Annotated in this window: 16 protein-coding genes; all 16 read right to left on the bottom strand. The window is 42.4% G+C overall.

Annotated features, from left to right (window positions below; genetic code table 11):
* Nucleotides 1-587: 587 nt before the first annotated feature.
* The 16 genes from lysS to tilS all read right to left on the bottom strand — a co-directional run bounded on the left by lysS (nucleotide 588) and on the right by tilS (nucleotide 17,293).
* Nucleotides 588-2,090 carry a lysine--tRNA ligase gene (lysS, locus tag BOD01S_RS21255; RefSeq protein WP_174523114.1) on the bottom strand — a complete coding sequence of 501 codons (1,503 nt, stop codon included), beginning with the start codon at nucleotides 2,088-2,090 and terminating at the stop codon, nucleotides 588-590.
* A gap of 282 nt (nucleotides 2,091-2,372) precedes the next feature.
* On the bottom strand, nucleotides 2,373-3,386 hold the full coding sequence (dusB, locus tag BOD01S_RS21260) for a tRNA dihydrouridine synthase DusB (protein ID WP_407656011.1): 1,014 nt from the start codon (nucleotides 3,384-3,386) through the stop codon (nucleotides 2,373-2,375).
* Nucleotides 3,387-3,408: 22 nt separating this feature from the next.
* Nucleotides 3,409-3,612 carry a helix-turn-helix domain-containing protein gene (locus tag BOD01S_RS21265; protein WP_036150872.1) on the bottom strand — a complete coding sequence of 68 codons (204 nt, stop codon included), beginning with the start codon at nucleotides 3,610-3,612 and terminating at the stop codon, nucleotides 3,409-3,411.
* On the bottom strand, nucleotides 3,564-4,085 hold the full coding sequence (gene folK / locus BOD01S_RS21270; protein WP_036150874.1) for a 2-amino-4-hydroxy-6-hydroxymethyldihydropteridine diphosphokinase: 522 nt from the start codon (nucleotides 4,083-4,085) through the stop codon (nucleotides 3,564-3,566). The genes BOD01S_RS21265 and folK overlap by 49 nt, the downstream gene beginning before the upstream one ends.
* A complete protein-coding gene (folB, locus tag BOD01S_RS21275) occupies nucleotides 4,082-4,450 on the bottom strand; it encodes a dihydroneopterin aldolase (RefSeq protein ID WP_036150876.1) in 369 nt (122 codons plus the stop codon). Before folB ends, folK begins: the two co-directional genes overlap by 4 nt.
* A 15-nt stretch (nucleotides 4,451-4,465) precedes the next feature.
* Nucleotides 4,466-5,329 carry a dihydropteroate synthase gene (gene folP, locus BOD01S_RS21280; protein WP_036150878.1) on the bottom strand — a complete coding sequence of 288 codons (864 nt, stop codon included), beginning with the start codon at nucleotides 5,327-5,329 and terminating at the stop codon, nucleotides 4,466-4,468.
* Nucleotides 5,330-5,342: 13 nt separating this feature from the next.
* On the bottom strand, nucleotides 5,343-6,179 hold the full coding sequence (pabC, locus tag BOD01S_RS21285; RefSeq protein ID WP_036150880.1) for an aminodeoxychorismate lyase: 837 nt from the start codon (nucleotides 6,177-6,179) through the stop codon (nucleotides 5,343-5,345).
* A 5-nt stretch (nucleotides 6,180-6,184) separates the two neighbouring features.
* Nucleotides 6,185-6,760 carry an aminodeoxychorismate/anthranilate synthase component II gene (gene pabA / locus BOD01S_RS21290; RefSeq protein ID WP_036150882.1) on the bottom strand — a complete coding sequence of 192 codons (576 nt, stop codon included), beginning with the start codon at nucleotides 6,758-6,760 and terminating at the stop codon, nucleotides 6,185-6,187.
* A complete protein-coding gene (locus tag BOD01S_RS21295) occupies nucleotides 6,757-8,172 on the bottom strand; it encodes an anthranilate synthase component I family protein (RefSeq protein ID WP_036150884.1) in 1,416 nt (471 codons plus the stop codon). Before BOD01S_RS21295 ends, pabA begins: the two co-directional genes overlap by 4 nt.
* 123 nt (nucleotides 8,173-8,295) lie before the next feature.
* Nucleotides 8,296-9,231: a cysteine synthase A gene (cysK, locus tag BOD01S_RS21300; RefSeq protein WP_036150887.1), complete on the bottom strand. Its 936-nt coding sequence runs from the start codon at nucleotides 9,229-9,231 to the stop codon at nucleotides 8,296-8,298.
* 171 nt (nucleotides 9,232-9,402) lie between these two features.
* Nucleotides 9,403-10,362 carry a peptidyl-prolyl cis-trans isomerase gene (locus tag BOD01S_RS21305; protein WP_036150888.1) on the bottom strand — a complete coding sequence of 320 codons (960 nt, stop codon included), beginning with the start codon at nucleotides 10,360-10,362 and terminating at the stop codon, nucleotides 9,403-9,405.
* Nucleotides 10,340-11,233 (bottom strand): Hsp33 family molecular chaperone HslO, encoded by an 894-nt coding sequence (hslO, locus tag BOD01S_RS21310; RefSeq protein WP_036150890.1) that lies wholly within the window; start codon nucleotides 11,231-11,233, stop codon nucleotides 10,340-10,342. Before hslO ends, BOD01S_RS21305 begins: the two co-directional genes overlap by 23 nt.
* Before the next feature lie 16 nt (nucleotides 11,234-11,249).
* Complete coding sequence (locus BOD01S_RS21315; RefSeq protein WP_036150987.1) at nucleotides 11,250-12,017, bottom strand: type III pantothenate kinase; 768 nt, start codon at nucleotides 12,015-12,017, stop codon at nucleotides 11,250-11,252.
* 1,135 nt (nucleotides 12,018-13,152) lie between these two features.
* Nucleotides 13,153-15,180: an ATP-dependent zinc metalloprotease FtsH gene (ftsH, locus tag BOD01S_RS21320; protein WP_036150893.1), complete on the bottom strand. Its 2,028-nt coding sequence runs from the start codon at nucleotides 15,178-15,180 to the stop codon at nucleotides 13,153-13,155.
* 134 nt (nucleotides 15,181-15,314) lie between these two features.
* Nucleotides 15,315-15,857: a hypoxanthine phosphoribosyltransferase gene (gene hpt, locus BOD01S_RS21325; protein WP_036150896.1), complete on the bottom strand. Its 543-nt coding sequence runs from the start codon at nucleotides 15,855-15,857 to the stop codon at nucleotides 15,315-15,317.
* A 38-nt stretch (nucleotides 15,858-15,895) separates the two neighbouring features.
* Nucleotides 15,896-17,293 carry a tRNA lysidine(34) synthetase TilS gene (gene tilS, locus BOD01S_RS21330; RefSeq protein ID WP_036150897.1) on the bottom strand — a complete coding sequence of 466 codons (1,398 nt, stop codon included), beginning with the start codon at nucleotides 17,291-17,293 and terminating at the stop codon, nucleotides 15,896-15,898.

Genomic DNA, 17,293 nt, shown 5'->3' on the forward strand with positions numbered 1-17,293 from the left:
TTTCGCCGCCGCTCGTTAGCAGCAACTTTTATATATTAACACTTATTAATTTAAGTGTCAATAACTTTTTTAAAAAGTTTCTTAAGTTACTTCGTTATTTACAACAGCAACTTTTATATATTAACATCAACTCGCTTGTGAAGTCAATTACTTTTTTAAAAGTTTTTAAATCCTCTATCGCGTTTCAGCGACGTTTAATAATTTAACATAATTCCATCACAAACGCAACCCTTTTTAAAAAGATTTTTTAAATCTTTTTTTCGTTCACCTCACTCACTTTGCTCGCTAATTCTCTATCACTCTTCTTTTTTATATAGAAAAGTTACCGCAATCATTAGATCCTTATAAATTACTCGGTGTCGAAAGAGCATTTGCTGTCCTTCTTTACTTAACAATTATCACTCTCTATATCTGCCGGCAAACAACTTTTACCCTTTTATCATATTTATACAGAGCTAATAAGCTCTGCCTTACTCTCTCAAATGAAAAAGGAAGCCGCAGGGTAGTGCGGCTTCCGATAGTTTCTCTATTTAGTCATCGAGGAAATCCTTCTTCTCTTTTAACGGAAACTACTTCTACTTATTTTATTACTTTGTTGTATGACGCATAGTTGGGAACAACAGTACATCTCGGATAGAAGGAGAATTCGTTAAAAGCATAATTAAACGGTCAATACCGATCCCTAGACCACCTGTTGGCGGCATACCGTATTCTAGTGCCTCAATGAAATCATTATCCATTTCGTGCGCTTCATCATTTCCTGCTTCTTTTTCAGCTAACTGCGCTTCAAAGCGTTCACGTTGATCGATTGGGTCATTTAGCTCCGTAAAGGCATTTGCATGCTCACGACGGACGATGAATAGCTCAAAACGATCTGTAAAGCGTGGATCTTCCGGGTTTTTCTTCGCAAGCGGTGAAATTTCTACAGGATGACCCGTTACGAATGTCGGCTGTACTAACGTTTCTTCTACCTTTTGCTCGAAGAATTCGTTAATAATGTGCCCTACTTCATGCGCCGGTTTGATTTCTACATCATGCTCTGCTGCCAAAGCACGTGCTTCTTCTACAGACATCGGCTGCCAGAAGTCTACACCTGTCGCTTCTTTTACTGCGTCTACCATGTGTACACGTTTCCAGCCTATACCTAATTCAATCGTATCTTCCCCGTATTGGATACTTGTCGTACCTAGCACCTCTTGAGCTACGTGTGCAATTAAGTTTTCTGTTAGGTTCATAATATCTTGGTAATCGGCATACGCTTCGTATAACTCAATCATTGTGAACTCTGGATTATGACGAGTCGAAATTCCCTCATTACGGAATACACGGCCGATTTCATATACCTTTTCTAATCCACCTACAATTAAGCGTTTTAAGTGAAGCTCAATAGCAATACGCATATAAAGTTCCATATCCAGTGCATTATGATGAGTAATAAATGGGCGAGCCGCAGCACCGCCGGCGATTGTATGCAGCATTGGTGTCTCTACTTCTAAATAGCCATGATTATCTAGATAGTTGCGGATGGCACGGATGATTTTAGAGCGCATAATGAATGTTTCTTTGCTCTCTTCATTTGTCATTAAGTCAAGGTAGCGTTGACGGTAGCGTTGCTCTACATCCTGCAGACCATGGAATTTCTCTGGCATCGGACGAAGAGACTTTGTTAAAAATATAAATTCCGTAGCTTTTACGGATAGTTCTCCGACTTGTGTACGGAAAACATTCCCCTTCACACCGACGATATCACCCAGATCTGCCTTCGTAAATAATTCATATGCTTCATCGCCTACCGCATCTTTACGTACATAGATTTGGATTTGGCCGCCAAGATCCTGGATGTGGGCGAAACCTGCCTTACCTTTTCCCCGCTTTGTCATAATACGACCGGCAATTACTACCTCTCGCGGATTTTCCTCCAGCTGCTCTTTTGTAAATTCTTCATTTTCTGCTTTTACTTCATTTGATAAATGCGAACGTTCAAAACGGCCGCCAAATGGGTCTTTGCCGTTTTCACGAATATCCGTCATCTTTTGGCGTCGAACCAAAAGCTGGTCGTTTAATTCTTCTATATTTGACACGTTTGTCACTCCCTATTTCATGATCCGCAGGTTTGCGGTACATTTTGTCCATAATTTCTTATTGTACACAAATTTACGTGTGTATTCATCACTTTCGGACTATTTCTGAATAAATTATCAAAAAAGGAGCGTCCTAGAAGACTGTCGGGGACGCCTCCTTTATGACATAGATGGTGGCATATTGATGCAACTACCGTATAAGCAATATTTTATAGCGGATATTTACCATGGAAAAAGGCTGTGTTAAAAGTCAACACAACTTTTAACACAGCCCTCTTTCTTATATGGCACCTACTGTACCATAAGTTCCGTTTCTCGTGTTTCATATTCCGCTACTACACCTGTTAATAATGCACGCAGCTCGACCGCTGTTTCCGTCTGATTAATGGCATTACGGATTTTTCCATTTCCACGGATGCCTTTCAGATACCATGAAGCATGCTTACGCATCTCACGGACCGCCACTGTTTCACCCTTCAATTGGAGCAAGCGTTCAAAATGCAGAAGACATACATCAATCTTTTCTGCTGCTGAAGGCTCTTCTTTTAACTCGCCTGTTTCAAGATATTGTACCGTCCGATAAATCATCCATGGATTTCCCAATGCAGCCCGACCAATCATCACTGCATCTACACCTGTTGTTTCCAGCATGCGTTTTGCATCCTGCGGCGTTTCTACATCTCCATTACCAAGTACCGGGATGCCGACGTTCTCTTTCACTTGCTTGATCATATTCCAATCGGCCTTGCCTTCATACATTTGTACGCGTGTGCGTCCATGCACAGCTACTGCTGCGGCACCGGCACGTTCTACTGCCTGGGCATTTTCGATAGCAAAAATATGCTCATCATCCCAACCGATCCGCATTTTAACAGATACCGGTTTTTTCACTGCATCTACAACAGCCGCTACCATTTCATAAACTTTATTAGGATCTAATAAAAGACGTGCGCCGGCTTCACATTTTATAATTTTATTTACCGGACAGCCCATATTAATATCAATAATGTCTGCTGGTGTATGCTGATCCACATATTTTGCAGCCTCTACCAGTGTTTCTTTGTCGCCGCCAAAAATCTGTAGAGACAGCGGATTTTCCCGTTGATCGATATAAAGCATGTCCAAAGTTTTTTGATTACGCTGTACAAGCCCTTTGTCGCTAATCATCTCCGCATAGACCAGCCCTGCACCGAATTCTTTTACCGTAAGACGGAAAGCCGAATTACAAATGCCGGCCATGGGTGCCAATACAACACGATTATCCATTACGATATGTGCTATTTGGAACGGCTTTTGTTCGTTCATCATCATTATGTCCTCCTGGAAGTTATTCACCGATTAGTTCCTGAACATCTATATGGAGTTCGTCTGCAATTTTTTGAAGCTGTTCAGCCGTCGGTATCTTCTCGCCGCGTTCCATGCGTCCCAAGAGAGTTGTGGAAACGCCGATCCGCTTTGCGAACTCCACTTGCTGGATTCTTTTTAACTTCCGGAACGCACGAATTCTTCTGCCGTAACGCTCTTCTTCCACTGCACGACGCCTTCTTTCTGTATATCTAGTGATGCAAGCGCTTCGTGCGCTTGGCGTAATTGTTCCGTTGCAGGAGTGCTTATCTCCATTAACGGTACAAGGACAAACGCCCTTTCGAACATACGTTCATGCGGCACAATTAGGCTATCTGTTTCAATATTTTCTTGATTATATAGCAAAATGTCAAGGTCAATGATCCGGGGGCCCCATCGAAACTCTCGTATACGCCCCAGCTCCTGCTCTGTTTTTTGGCATAACCGGAGCATCCCATCCGGTGGTAAATCCGTTGTAAGACGTACAGCAATATTTAAAAAAGCAGCTTGGTCGGTGAAGCCTACCGGCGCTGTTTCATAAACAGATGAAACTTCTTCCACTGTTATATTTTCTGCTTCCATTAGTAACTTTACTGCTAGTTTTAAATTAGCTTCTCTATCACCCATATTAGTACCAATTGATAAATACACCGTATTCATTGAAATATACCTCGCACAATCTCTACCGCTACTTCTTTATAATGTCCCGGAATTGGAGGGTCAGGCTTGATAATTTCCACCCGGCAGCCCTTTACTTGTCCTTCGTATTGGGACAGCACACGGCTTGCTACTGCTTCTGCCACTGCTTCGATCAGTTTAAAGGGCTTTCCTTCAATAACTTCCCTACAAATGTCGTATACGCCTACATAGCTGACCGTGTTGTCTAGGTTGTCTGTCTTCCCGGCTTGCTGTAGATCAACCGCTAATGATACGGAGGCACGAAAACGCTGCCCCAGTACTGTTTCCTCTGGCAAGACACCGTGGTACCCAAAAAACTGCATTTCTCTTAAATGAATATAATCCATAGTTAACCTCTCCTCTTAATGGCGGGGAGCAAGCTCGCCTTCCACTGTAAATTTGCCGACAAGGGCATCGATCATCTTTACGGTGCGAGAGACTTCTTTCACATCATGAACACGCATTATATGACAGCCCTTCATCACCCCATAAGCACAAGTCGCAGCCGTTCCTTCGACACGCTCATCTACAGGCAGATCTAAAATTGAGCCAATCATCCGTTTACGGGACGTCGCCAATAAAACGGGATAGCCCATAGCAGATAACTCGTCTAAGCGCTGCATCGTTTCAATACTTTGCTCTAAATTTTTTGCAAAGCCAATACCGGGATCTAATATAATATGACAATCAGGCACGCCGGCCCGTTTCGCAATCGCAATGCTCCCCTTAAGGTCTTTTATAAAATCTGCCCAGTAATGACTGTACAATTCATTTTGACGGTTATGCATCAAAATAATGGGTACATTATACGCCGCTGCTACGGCCGCCATGGCAGGATCTGCCTTAGCACCCCAAATATCATTTATCATGTGAGCGCCGGCCTCGACTGCTGCACGGGCTACAGCCGGTTTGTACGTATCAATAGAAATAATGGCAGGCACTTCACGTAGTAATGCCTTAATGACTGGTACTACTCTGTTGATTTCCTCTTCATCGGAAATACGTTCATAGCCCGGTCGTGTAGATTCGCCGCCAACATCGATGATTTTCGCTCCGTCCGCTACCATTTTCTTTGCCTGTTTTACTGCAGCTTCTACTGTATTATATTTGCCGCCGTCCGAAAAGGAATCCGGTGTTATATTTAGGATTCCCATAATAAAAGTCTCTTTTGTATAGTCTAATGTTATACCATTCAATATAAGTGGTTTCGGATAGTGTTGTAGCATCTTTATTCTCCCTTTATCCATTGAAAATTTGTGCAAGATAGGCATCATGCAGCCGGTTGTAAACCGGGCCTGTATGCCCCTCAAAAATCACTCCACCTATTCGGTCAATCGGTACAAGTTCCTGTACCGCATTTGTCACAAAGCACTCCTCCGCCTGTTCAAGTGCCGCCGATTTATAATTCCCCTCTTTTACAATGATGCCTAGGCTAGCAGCAATATCCATTACAGCACCCCTTGTAATACCTCCTAAAATACCAGTCGATAAAGACGGTGTATAAAGTATATCATTTTTCACCCAGAAGATATTTGACGTGATACCTTCTGCCACAAAGCCGTCTTTTGTCAGGAAAAACCCTTCATAATCAGCCAAATTAGGCACCTCAAAACGGGCAAGAACATTATTGCCGTAGTGATGGCTTTTAAAGCGGTTTGCACTTTCTGCTGTGTTACGGGGGGTTTTTAACCAAATAGCTTCCTTATTTTTTCCGCGCGGACGCTCAAGTAAAGGTTTACGAAAGAGAATGACGGTAGGCTCTGTATAACTCGTTGGCTGCAAGCCGATCTCATGGGGCCCGGCTGATACATTCAGACGAAAATAACCTTCCCCTCCCACGGCTTCATTCAGCCGTTCGATAACTGTACGAAACTCTTTTATCGTATAGGGCATATGAATATGGAAATGATGTAGTGCTGTTTCTAAACGCTCCAAATGCTCCTGTAAAAATGGTACTTTACCTTCATATGTACGAAAGGTTTCAAAAAAGCCGACTCCGTATAAAAAGCCGTGATCAAATGGCGAAATAAGTATTTCAGTAGAATCTATATATTCTCCGTTCATCCAACAAAGCATTGTTTTCACTCCTTGCAGTATAACGTAATGAACTCATTCAGCAGCTGTTTTCCGTCCTCTGTCATGATGGACTCCGGGTGATACTGCACACCCTCAATCGCATATTCTTTATGGCGGAGACCCATAATTTCCCCCTCCTCTGTCCATGCTGTAATTTCCAGGCAGTCAGGAAGTGAATCACGTTCTACAATAAGTGAATGATAGCGTGTTGCTGTAAAAGGATTACTATTCTTCGCATGAAGACCAATACCTGCATGCTGCACAGGGGACGTTTTGCCATGCATTAACCGTTCAGCCCGTATTACCTTGCCGCCAAACACCTGGGCAATTGCCTGATGCCCTAGACAGACGCCAAGAATCGGAACCTTCCCGGCAAAATATTCAATAATGCGTAAGCTTTCCCCTGCCTCATTCGGTGTACACGGACCAGGCGAAATGACGAGCATTTTTGGTGCCAGCCCCTCAATCTCTTCTAGTGTTACTTCATCATTACGCTTCACAAGCAATTCTTCCCCTAATTCTCCTAAATACTGCACAAGATTATAAGTAAAGGAATCATAGTTGTCGATCATTAAAATCATTGTTTTACTCCCTCCGCCATCGCTTTGGCCTGCCACATCGCTTTTGCCTTGTTAAGTGACTCGATAAATTCATTTGCGGGGATGGAATCAATGACAATCCCTGCTCCCGCCTGGATATAAGCGAGGCCGTCTTTAATAAAGGCCGTCCGTATTACAATATTGAGCTCCATGTCTCCTGTGTAGCCGATCCAGCCGATGGAACCTGTATAAAGACCCCTGCGGACAGGCTCAAGCTCCTCGATAATTTCCATCGTACGGATTTTAGGTGCACCTGTAATGGTTCCACCCGGGAACATGGCACGAATGACATCTGTATTCGTTTTTCCTTCTGCCAATTGCCCACGAACATTTGATACGATATGCATCACATGGGAATAGCGTTCAATAACCATAAATTCATTTACCTCGACCGTCCCATAGGCTGATACTTTCCCAAGGTCATTCCGCTCCAAATCCACCAGCATAACATGCTCTGCCCGTTCTTTTTCATGGTGGATCAGTTCATTTGCCAGTACTATATCCTCTTTATCTGATTTGCCACGCGGACGTGTACCCGCAATTGGCCGAGTTGAAAGTTCTTTACCGTCCCGCTTGATCAGCAGCTCAGGAGATCCGCTTACAACGGCAAACTCCTCATGGGCAATTAATGCCATATAAGGCGAGGGGTTAAACGAGCGGACTGCCTCATACATCGTTATTGGTGTCGTATGAAGCTGCTTTGCCTGGCGGACCGAAAGATTAACCTGAAAGACATCTCCCTGCCCGATATATTGCTGGATCTTTCGCACTGCCTCCTCAAAGGAAAATCCGGAAAATGATACGGTCAGCTCGCTTTCATCGGGCTTTACCTCTACGGCTTGTTCCTGTCCAAATAGGCGCTCCTGTTGTCCTGTTTCCGCACACTTTTGCCAATGTGCTGCCCATGCTTCCAAATTTTTAAGGCTGGACGGTAATTTCATTAATGTTACAATATCATTCTTTACATCATGTACTGCCCATGCATCAAATAAATAGAAGAATAGATCTGGAATGTGCAGATCATCTTCTGCTAATTCCGGCAATATTTCAATCTTCCTTACATAATCATAGGAGATAAAGCCAATTGCCCCGCCCTGAAATACAGGGAGCTGCATGTCCCGCCCTACTTTGTACTCGTCAACAAGCGCTTCGAGCTGTGCAAGTGCCTCTCCTCTTCTTACTTCTGTCTCCCCGTCATGCCATCGGATATGTAGACCTTCTTCTTGTGAAGTAGCTGTCGCAAACGGCTGAAGTGCAGCAATTGAATAATGACCGCCTCTTCCACTCTCCAAAAAGGCATATTCTCTTTCATTTTGGATTTGTTGTTTGAAGCTATAAAAAAAAGCATCCTTTGTCATTGAAAATGAAAATGTTTCTACTTTTAGTGCCGTCATAAGAACCTCCAATTTTTTCGCAATTACTTACTATTAAACTCGAAATTGGAGAAGAAAGCTAATAAGAGTCAACAAAAAAGCGCAACGATTTCTCGCTGCGCCCAGTCAAAGTTCCTCTTCTTATTAATCCTCGAATTGGTATAGAGGTGTAGATAAGTAACGCTCACCATTTGATGGTACGATAGCTAATACATTTTTGCCTGCACCTAAACGTTTCGCTGCTTCGATTGCCGCATAAATCGCTGCACCTGAAGAAATACCAGCTAGAATTCCCTCTTCGCGCGCTACTTTGCGAGCATTTTCAAATGCTACTTCATTCTCAACAGGGAATACAGAATCATAGATCTCTGTATCTAATACTTCCGGCACGAAACCTGCCCCGATTCCTTGAATTTTGTGCGGACCAGGATTACCGCCTGAAAGAACTGGAGAGTCTTTTGGTTCTACAGCAATAATTTCAATATTAGGGTATTTCTCTTTTAACACGACACCTGCACCTGTAATTGTACCGCCCGTCCCGATACCCGCTACAAATGCATCAAGCTGTAATCCTTCTGATTCAAATGCTTCTACTATCTCTGGACCAGTTGTTAAACGGTGAATTTCTGCATTTGCTGGGTTTTTGAATTGCTGTGGCAAGAAGTAGCCTTCTGAAGCGGCTAGTTCCTCTGCTTTTGCAATAGCGCCCTTCATACCTTCCGGGCCAGGAGTTAATACTAGCTGAGCACCATAAGCACGTAATAAGTTGCGGCGCTCTAAAGACATTGTTTCCGGCATAACAAGAATTGCTTTGTATCCTTTTGCAGCAGCGATCATGGCAAGACCGATTCCTGTATTACCTGATGTCGGCTCAATAATTGTACCGCCCGGTTGTAATGTACCGTCTTTCTCAGCTGCTTCGATCATCGCTAATGCAAGGCGGTCTTTTACTGATGAACCAGGGTTAAAGTACTCTAATTTTACATATACAGTACCTTCGTTTTCCCCTGTTGCATGGTTTAGTTTTACAATTGGTGTACGACCAACTAAATCCGCAACGGAATTTGCTAATTTGCTCATGAAACTCATCCTCTCTTTAATTCCTACCAAGTAAATAGGTTTTTATTAATTTCATCTTACCAATTTCCTATTACCTTTGTCAATGAAACACCTTACATTTCCTAGATATTTTTTCGGAAAATTCAAATACAAAAGAAAGAAGTGAAGAACTCCCTTCACCTTCTTTCTGCTCTATTCTCCTTGCCCGTAAAACCATTCTGCCCCAAATTCCGACCAAAATACTTCCGGAGCAATCGTAGGGGATAGCTGCTCCATAGCAAGTTCCCTTGAGATATGGTCTTTTACCTCTTCATAAGAGAACGATTGGCCCTGCAATACATCTTTCATCTTTAGGATTGCATATCTGCCATCACTTAGTTTGACCGGCCTGCTAATTTCCTCAGGTTTTAAATCACTCACTGCTTTTAAAATAGCTGAATCAACCGATTCCTGGTCTTCTGTAATGTAGCCGATATCCCCGCCAAGGCTAGCAGAGGCAGTATCCAAGGAACGCTCACGAGCCAGCACAGAAAACTCCGAGCCGCTTTTCAGCTCTTCCTTCACACTTTCTGCTTCCCCTTTTGAAGAGACGACAATCATACTTGTCCGATATGAGGTAGGAATATTGTATAAGGATTGGTTCTCCTCATAATATGTAGCTGCTTGTCCTTCTTCTATCAAAATATCCTTTGCCAGCACTTTTTCTAAAATAAGCTGGGCGCGTATTTTTTGCCGAAGCTGGGTATCCTTTAAATTTGCTGTATCAGTTGCATCTTGTGTCGATCGCAAAAGAGCGATTTCCAAATTAATTTCTTCATCGGTCACTTTAATATTATATTTCTTAGCCGCTTTTTCCATCACTGCTTCGTTCACCAAGTCCTGAAGCGTCTCTTTGCCATAGCGGCTTTCCATTTCACTCAACCATTCCTGGCGTGTAATTTTATCGCCATCAATCGAAGCAACGACTTCTCCTTCGCTTTGATCTTTATTAGATGGCCACACCCATAACATAAACCATACTAAGTTACCTAGCAATAAAATGCCCATTACAGCAAGAGCCGGCTTTGTTTTTAAACGTCGTTGTGTCAGCGGTACAGAATTCGGTGTGGGAGGTGTTTGTCTAGCACCGCTAGTTTTGTGTGTTGATTTCATCGATTAACTCCTGCAATTCGGCTTTTGAAAAATTGTATGTCTCCAAGCAGAAATGGCATTGTGTTTCAATCTGCCCTACTTCATCAATCATTTCTTGTATTTCCCCGGCACCCAATCCAAGAATTGCTGCACTGAACCGCTCTTTTGAACATGGACAATGGAACGTTACCGGCTGCGTACCTAACAATTGCATATTACTTTCTGTACCAAGAGCAGCCTCTAAAATTTCTTCCGGAGACATTCCTTTTTCAATCATTTTAGAGACTGGTTCAATGATGCTTAACTGCCGTTCAATCGCATCAATTGTCTCTTCCTCACACCCCGGCATTAATTGGATAATAAAACCGCCTGCTGCAAGTATTGTATTATCTGGGTTCACAAGAACGCCTAGCCCTACGGAAGAAGGCACCTGCTCTGACGTAGCAAAATAATATGTAAAATCCTCCGCAATTTCACCGGATACAATCGGTGTCTGTCCAGAGAACATATCCCGCATGCCAAGGTCTTTTACTACCGTTAGGAAACCCGTTGTTCCTACCCCGGCACGTACGTCCAGCTTGCCAAGCTCATTTAGATCAAAATGGACTTGCCCGTTTGTTACAAACCCACGGACGTCCCCTTTTGCATTGGCATCAATGATAAGGGGACCAATTGGACCATCGCCTTCAATTTTCACTGTCAGCTTATCTTCACCCTTCAGCATAGCTCCCATCATTACGCTGGCTGTCATAGCACGGCCTAATGCAGCAGAAACAAGAGGCCATGTATGATGACGCTGCTGGGCTTCGCTTACTGCTTCTGTCGTACGTGCTGCAAATGCCCGTACTTGTCCGTTATAGCCGAGTGCTCTTACCAAGTAGTCACCTGTCATTGTCATTCCTCATTTCTTATTGATTTCTTTTATAAATGATATACAAGCCTTTTAATGTCAGCAAAGGCTCAACGATATCGATCATCTTTGTTTCATTTGCAATTAAACTCGCAATACCACCCGTTGCAACAACTAATGGTTCTTCTTCACTTTGTGCCTTCATACGGCCGACAATACCCTCTACTTGTCCAATAAAGCCATAAAAGATGCCAGCTTGCATCGCTGCTACTGTATTTTTCCCCACTACCTGAGCTGTCTTGGCAATTTCAATTCGGGGTAGCTTTGCAGCTTTATTATATAAAGCCTCGCTGGAAATCGAAATTCCCGGCGCAATAGCTCCGCCTATATAATCGCCCTTTTCATTAATATAGCAATACGTATTGGCAGTACCAAAATCTACTACAATTAATGGTCTCCCCCCGTACAATTGTAGAGCTGCAATGGCATTCACAATACGATCCGCGCCAACTTCTCTCGGATTCTCATATTTTATATTAAGGCTGGTTTTAACGCCCGGACCTACAACTAAAGGCTTCACATGAAAATACTTTTTGCACATTTCCTCTAGCACAAACATAATTGGAGGTACTACGGAGGATATGATAATGCCCGAAATTCGGTCAAATGAGATACCTGCATGTGTAAAAAACGATTGTAGTTTCATAGCATATTCATCTTCGGTCGCTTTTTTCTCCGTACTCATACGCCAATGATGAACTAAACAATCATTATGATATACGCCTAATATAATCGTTGAATTCCCTACATCTAATGCCAAAATCATATACTCACCACCTGTCCATTTGTTAAAAATAATAACATAGAAAGAACGGTCAAGAACAGCTTCAGATTTTTTATCGTTAAGACGTAATTGCAACACCTTCTTCTTTTCCTCATAAAAAGCTTTAAAAATTTAATTTTGGCTCTTAACCAAAATATATGTCCTTTTCTAATAAGAACAAATTGCAGTATGGAATTTTAATTTTTTTATAAAAATTATTCTTTTAATAAATCTAGAAATATCAACAGTAGCCTTAAGTGAGCATTGCTATTACACAATACTTTACAAAGGGAGATATTACATGAAATTAGAGCTTACTCTACAACCTATTCAAATCTTTTAAGTGAGCAAACAACATTAAACAAATTGTGCCAAGACATGCACTTTCATCTATATTTACATGGTTTGGTTAGAGGCAGGTTCGGTATATTCGAAGGCTTCTCTCCTCTTTTGAGCGGACCTCAGTTCAGTTGAAGATGTCCAGCAGCTAAAATCCGTAATGGAATTATCATTAGGCACAGTTACATTTCCCAGCACCAATGCCTTATACACAACCTCCATAACCTTCCAACTATTCTCTGTTAGGGTGGCAAAAAGAGATTGATGTTTGTTTAAACGGTTTACTTGCATTAGCTTATGTATTTTTACCGGCAATAAAAGAGCAAAAGCAGATTAAGTTATTACACTTATTAGCGGTTTCTGGTCGTACAGGCGGCCACAAACTTATTGTTCGGGACGGGATCATCAGCTTTATTAAATCTATTACCTAGGAGGTAGGTCGTTACCCAATTCCATGAAATGTCTTGTCAATCAGTTTAATCGACCAGGATAATTTGCCCTTTATACCCGACATAGAAAAGCAGGTTGTAAAGTCATACCCTTTCTAACGTCTTGGAAGAGCGCTAGATGTTGCCTATACCACAGCCTTCCTGCAGGGGGTCAAACCAACCCGATTACAGGACAAATTATTACGGTAAAAGGTGTGCATGCTGTATTTGACCAAGAGGATTTCTGACACTGTATCTATTATTTTCTTTAATCCCCTCCGTACTTGTGCCATATTTAAACTGGCTACCTACCCTATCAGTGCATAAACATAAAAAAGTAAAGGACAAAGCGAATGCTTTGTCCTTTTAAATTAACCTCGATTTGGATCCTCATCGATACCTTGCTGTTTTTTCAGCTCTGATTCCGGTTTTGGTAAATCTGCAACTGATGGCTCCGGCTCTTTACCAAGCATATCATTATTGATCGTTGGTGTACCTGCTACCTCAATTGTCGGTTCTGTTGTATTTTCTTTTGCTTGTTTTTCTCCCATCATCTCTAACGGTTGGGCTGGTAACTCACCATGGTCACGTAAATACTCGATTTCTTGTGAATTTAATGTTTCTTTCTCCATTAAAGTGTTCGCAATTAAATCCAGTAAATCACGTCGCTCCGTTAAAATCTGACGTGTACGTTCGTATTGCTCACCTACGATACGTTGTACTTCTTGATCGATTTCATACGCAATTTGATCAGAGTAGTTTTGATCTGTAGTGAAATCACGTCCTAAGAACGGGTTTCCACCAGAGCTTGAGCTAAACTGAGTTGCCCCGATTTTATCACTCATACCATACTCTGTAACCATTGCACGTGCAATGCTTGTTACTTTTTGGAAGTCATTATGTGCACCGGTTGAAACTTCACCAAGTACGATTTCTTCTGCTACACGGCCACCTAGAAGTCCCGCAATGCGGTCTAATAGCTCTTGCTTCGTTGTGAAGAAACGTTCTTCCTTCGGAAGCATAATTGCGTAACCACCTGCTTGACCACGTGGTACGATTGTTACTTTATGCACTGTGTCCGCTTCATCTAGCATTAACCCGACAACTACATGACCTGCTTCATGGAACGAAACAAGCTTTTTCTCCTTAGGAGAGTAAACACGGCTCGTTTTCGCTGGACCCGCAATAACGCGGTCAGAAGCTTCATCAATATCAATCATTGCAATGGTTTTCTTGTTTTTACGAGCTGCTACAAGTGCTGCTTCATTTAACAAGTTTTCTAAATCCGCACCCGAGAACCCCGGTGTACGTTGTGCCACAGCTGCTAAATCCACTGTATCTGAAAGTGGCTTGTTACGCGCATGCACCTTTAGAATTTGTTCGCGTCCTTTTACATCTGGATGTCCCACTGTAATTTGACGATCAAAACGGCCTGGACGTAATAATGCTTTATCTAGAATATCTGGACGGTTAGTTGCAGCGATGATAATAATACCCTCGTTTTCGCCAAAGCCATCCATTTCAACAAGCAATTGGTTCAATGTCTGCTCACGCTCATCATGGCCACCGCCTAGACCAGCGCCGCGCTGACGACCAACAGCATCAATTTCATCAATGAAGATGATACATGGTGCATTTTTCTTCGCATTTTCAAATAAGTCACGAACACGTGATGCACCGACACCAACGAACATTTCTACGAAGTCAGAACCTGAAATCGAGAAGAACGGTACGCCGGCTTCCCCTGCTACTGCACGAGCAAGTAATGTTTTACCCGTACCAGGAGGACCTACTAGTAAAATACCTTTTGGAATGCGAGCTCCAATTTCAGTAAATTTACGATGGTCTTTTAAGAATTCTACAACTTCTACAAGCTCTGCTTTTTCTTCATCAGCGCCTGCTACATCTGTAAAGCGTACTTTTTTCTTTTGGTCGTCGTAAAGCTTTGCTTTCGATTTACCAAAGTTCATCACCTTATTACCGCCGCCTTGAGATTGACTCAAGAGGAAGAAGAATAAAATAATGATGATAATGAATGGAATGATGCCAGTAAAGAACTGAACCCATCCGCTCGTCTCAGGTGCTTTTTCCCATTTCACATCTGGATATGACTGCTTAAGATCCGTCAGGCGCTCCATCAGTGCTTGGTTATTTTGAGGAAGGTTAACAGTAAACTTCTCTCCCTCTTCTGCACCTTTCATTTTGCCTTCTACAACGTATACGCCGCTTTCCGGCTGAATAGTTGCCGACTCGATCGTATCCTCGTCCAAGGCCTGTAAAAACTCATGGTACGTAAGATCATCGGTTGGAGTATTCCCCCCGTTGAATGTGCCAAAAATCCCGATAATTACGAGAAAGATTAACAAATAAAATATGGTGTATCGAAATATTCGATTCATCCCCAGCCTCCTCACAACATTACAGAAAAACTATAAGTAAAATCTTAACATACGATGATTTCTACATACAACGAAAAGCCCTAGATAAAATACGTTTTGCGCGATTTTTGTCGAAATCGTTACATGTATTTTATTTAAAAGGAGTAAACTTCTCGTTTTAGAATCCCGATGTAAGGTAAATTACGATATTTTTCTGCGTAATCTAAACCATAGCCAACTACAAAACCATCTGGTACTTCAAACCCAACAATATCAGCCTTCAGATCAACCTTTCGTCCTGATGGCTTATCTAAAAGCGTGACGATGCGAATCGTTTTCGCTTTACGATACTTGAATAAATCCACCAAGTAGCTCAATGTCAAGCCGCTATCGATGATATCCTCGATAATGATGACATCTCGGCCCTCCACACTTGTATTCAAGTCCTTGAGAATTTTTACTTCCCCTGAAGATACCGTTGCATTCCCATAGCTCGAAACATCCATAAAGTCAATTTCCACATAGGAATCAAAACGCTTCATCAAGTCTGTCATAAATGGCATTGCACCCTTCAATACACCGACAGCCAATGGAAAATCATTTTTATAAAGCTCTGTCAGCTCCGCTCCCAGTTCTTTAATACGTTCCTGGAGCTGCTCTTCCGTAATCATAATCTTTTCAATATCATTCTGAATCATCATTGATTCCTCCTCGAGATTGTTCAAGCATTCCAGCCTTACTTCGAGTCGATAATGAACACCCAGTCATCATCAGCCCGTCTTGTTCTGGAAAACTTACTACTTACACGTAATCCTAGTACTGCTAATATGTCATTGTGAACATCAACGAGTAGCGGCCACTCATCTCGCTTAGCAAGAGGAACCTTTTCATCTATAAAGAGGCGGGATAAACGCTTTGGCATGGACATGCCAGGTAGCTGTATTCGGTCTCCCTCTTCGCGAGTTCTTACTCGTAATGGAAAGGATACCTTATCGGCGCTGCAATAGAATGCTTGCGCTTCGTCACTTTGTAGCGCGGTCATTTGAGAGGGTTCTCCTATGTACACACGAAGATCCATAATCTCATTCCACTTATTCACAGTAAGCTCCCAGGGAACAAATGGTTCCTTTTCCTGTGCCTGATGGAACAGGACTTTGCCATACTGCCTGCTTGCCAAAAATGAATGTGGCAAATTCAACATGGCATTCCCGCTTTGCGTCTGGAATAAATTTAAAATGGATGTACATAATGCATGACGTTGAAACGTGCTTGTATCGTTATAAATATAGTTTAATAGTATTAAAATGAGCCTTCTTTGTAAAGCAAGTGGCTCGCTTATAAACGGATGAATTTCAACTTCATAGCAATTTCCGCCTTTTTTTGTGACTAAACGGTCAAAAGCATGTTGCGCAACCTCCTGTAGGTATTCATCATCTTGTGCCAGCTGCAGTGCTAGTTGTACAGCATGTTGTGCAACGGCTTTATTTTCTGTCTTTAAAAGAGGGACGATATGATGTCGGAACCTATTGCGTGTATAGTCATCCTTTGCATTGCTCGGATCTTCCCGATAATCGAGACCGTCTTTTTTTAAATATTCCCTTATCTCTTCCTTTGTAACCATCAAAAATGGACGGATTACACGACCGATATCAAAACGACGGTTCACCTTGATACCGAGCATTCCTTTTACACTCCCTGACTTAGCAAGTGCCATCAGCATGGATTCCAATTGATCGTCCGCATGGTGTGCTGTTACCAGCGTCTTTATATTATGTTCCCTCATAACATCAGCAAAATAACCGTAACGTTCCTGCCTGCAGACTGCCTGAGAGTTCCCGCCATGTTCTTTTAAAATACTCGGGATAGGAATTGCTGTACTGAAGCAACGGATATTACGACTTGCACAAAAATCCTCCACGAATTTCCGGTCTCCCGCTGATTGATCTTTGCGCAGCATATGATCCACATGCACCACGTACAGTTCAATATGTAATAACTGTTTATATTGATCAAAAAAATGGAGAAGCGCCATTGAGTCGACGCCCCCCGAACAAGCAATGAGAAGCCGGTCTCCACTGTTTACCAACTGTTCACTCTTGATAAACGCCAGTACCTTTTCCTCAAATCCTTTCAT

The organism is Lysinibacillus odysseyi 34hs-1 = NBRC 100172, from assembly GCF_001591965.1.
In the GTDB taxonomy this organism is placed as follows: Bacteria; Bacillota; Bacilli; order Bacillales_A; family Planococcaceae; genus Lysinibacillus_B; species Lysinibacillus_B odysseyi.

Bases quoted from the DNA above. Each gene is read 5' to 3' on its own strand.
- BOD01S_RS21305 (WP_036150888.1), bottom strand. From the start codon at position 10,362: ATGAAATCAACACACAAAACTAGCGGTGCTAGACAAACACCTCCCACA.
- ftsH (WP_036150893.1), bottom strand. From the start codon at position 15,180: ATGAATCGAATATTTCGATACACCATATTTTATTTGTTAATCTTTCTC.
- folP (WP_036150878.1), bottom strand. From the start codon at position 5,329: ATGCTACAACACTATCCGAAACCACTTATATTGAATGGTATAACATTA.
- hpt (WP_036150896.1), bottom strand. From the start codon at position 15,857: ATGATTCAGAATGATATTGAAAAGATTATGATTACGGAAGAGCAGCTC.
- pabC (WP_036150880.1), bottom strand. From the start codon at position 6,179: ATGCTTTGTTGGATGAACGGAGAATATATAGATTCTACTGAAATACTT.
- folB (WP_036150876.1), bottom strand. From the start codon at position 4,450: ATGGATTATATTCATTTAAGAGAAATGCAGTTTTTTGGGTACCACGGT.
- tilS (WP_036150897.1), bottom strand. From the start codon at position 17,293: ATGAAAGGATTTGAGGAAAAGGTACTGGCGTTTATCAAGAGTGAACAG.
- BOD01S_RS21315 (WP_036150987.1), bottom strand. From the start codon at position 12,017: ATGATTTTGGCATTAGATGTAGGGAATTCAACGATTATATTAGGCGTA.
- hslO (WP_036150890.1), bottom strand. From the start codon at position 11,233: ATGACAGGTGACTACTTGGTAAGAGCACTCGGCTATAACGGACAAGTA.
- dusB (WP_407656011.1), bottom strand. From the start codon at position 3,386: ATGAACGAACAAAAGCCGTTCCAAATAGCACATATCGTAATGGATAAT.
- pabA (WP_036150882.1), bottom strand. From the start codon at position 6,760: ATGATTTTAATGATCGACAACTATGATTCCTTTACTTATAATCTTGTG.
- folK (WP_036150874.1), bottom strand. From the start codon at position 4,085: ATGAATACGGTGTATTTATCAATTGGTACTAATATGGGTGATAGAGAA.
- BOD01S_RS21295 (WP_036150884.1), bottom strand. From the start codon at position 8,172: ATGACGGCACTAAAAGTAGAAACATTTTCATTTTCAATGACAAAGGAT.
- cysK (WP_036150887.1), bottom strand. From the start codon at position 9,231: ATGAGCAAATTAGCAAATTCCGTTGCGGATTTAGTTGGTCGTACACCA.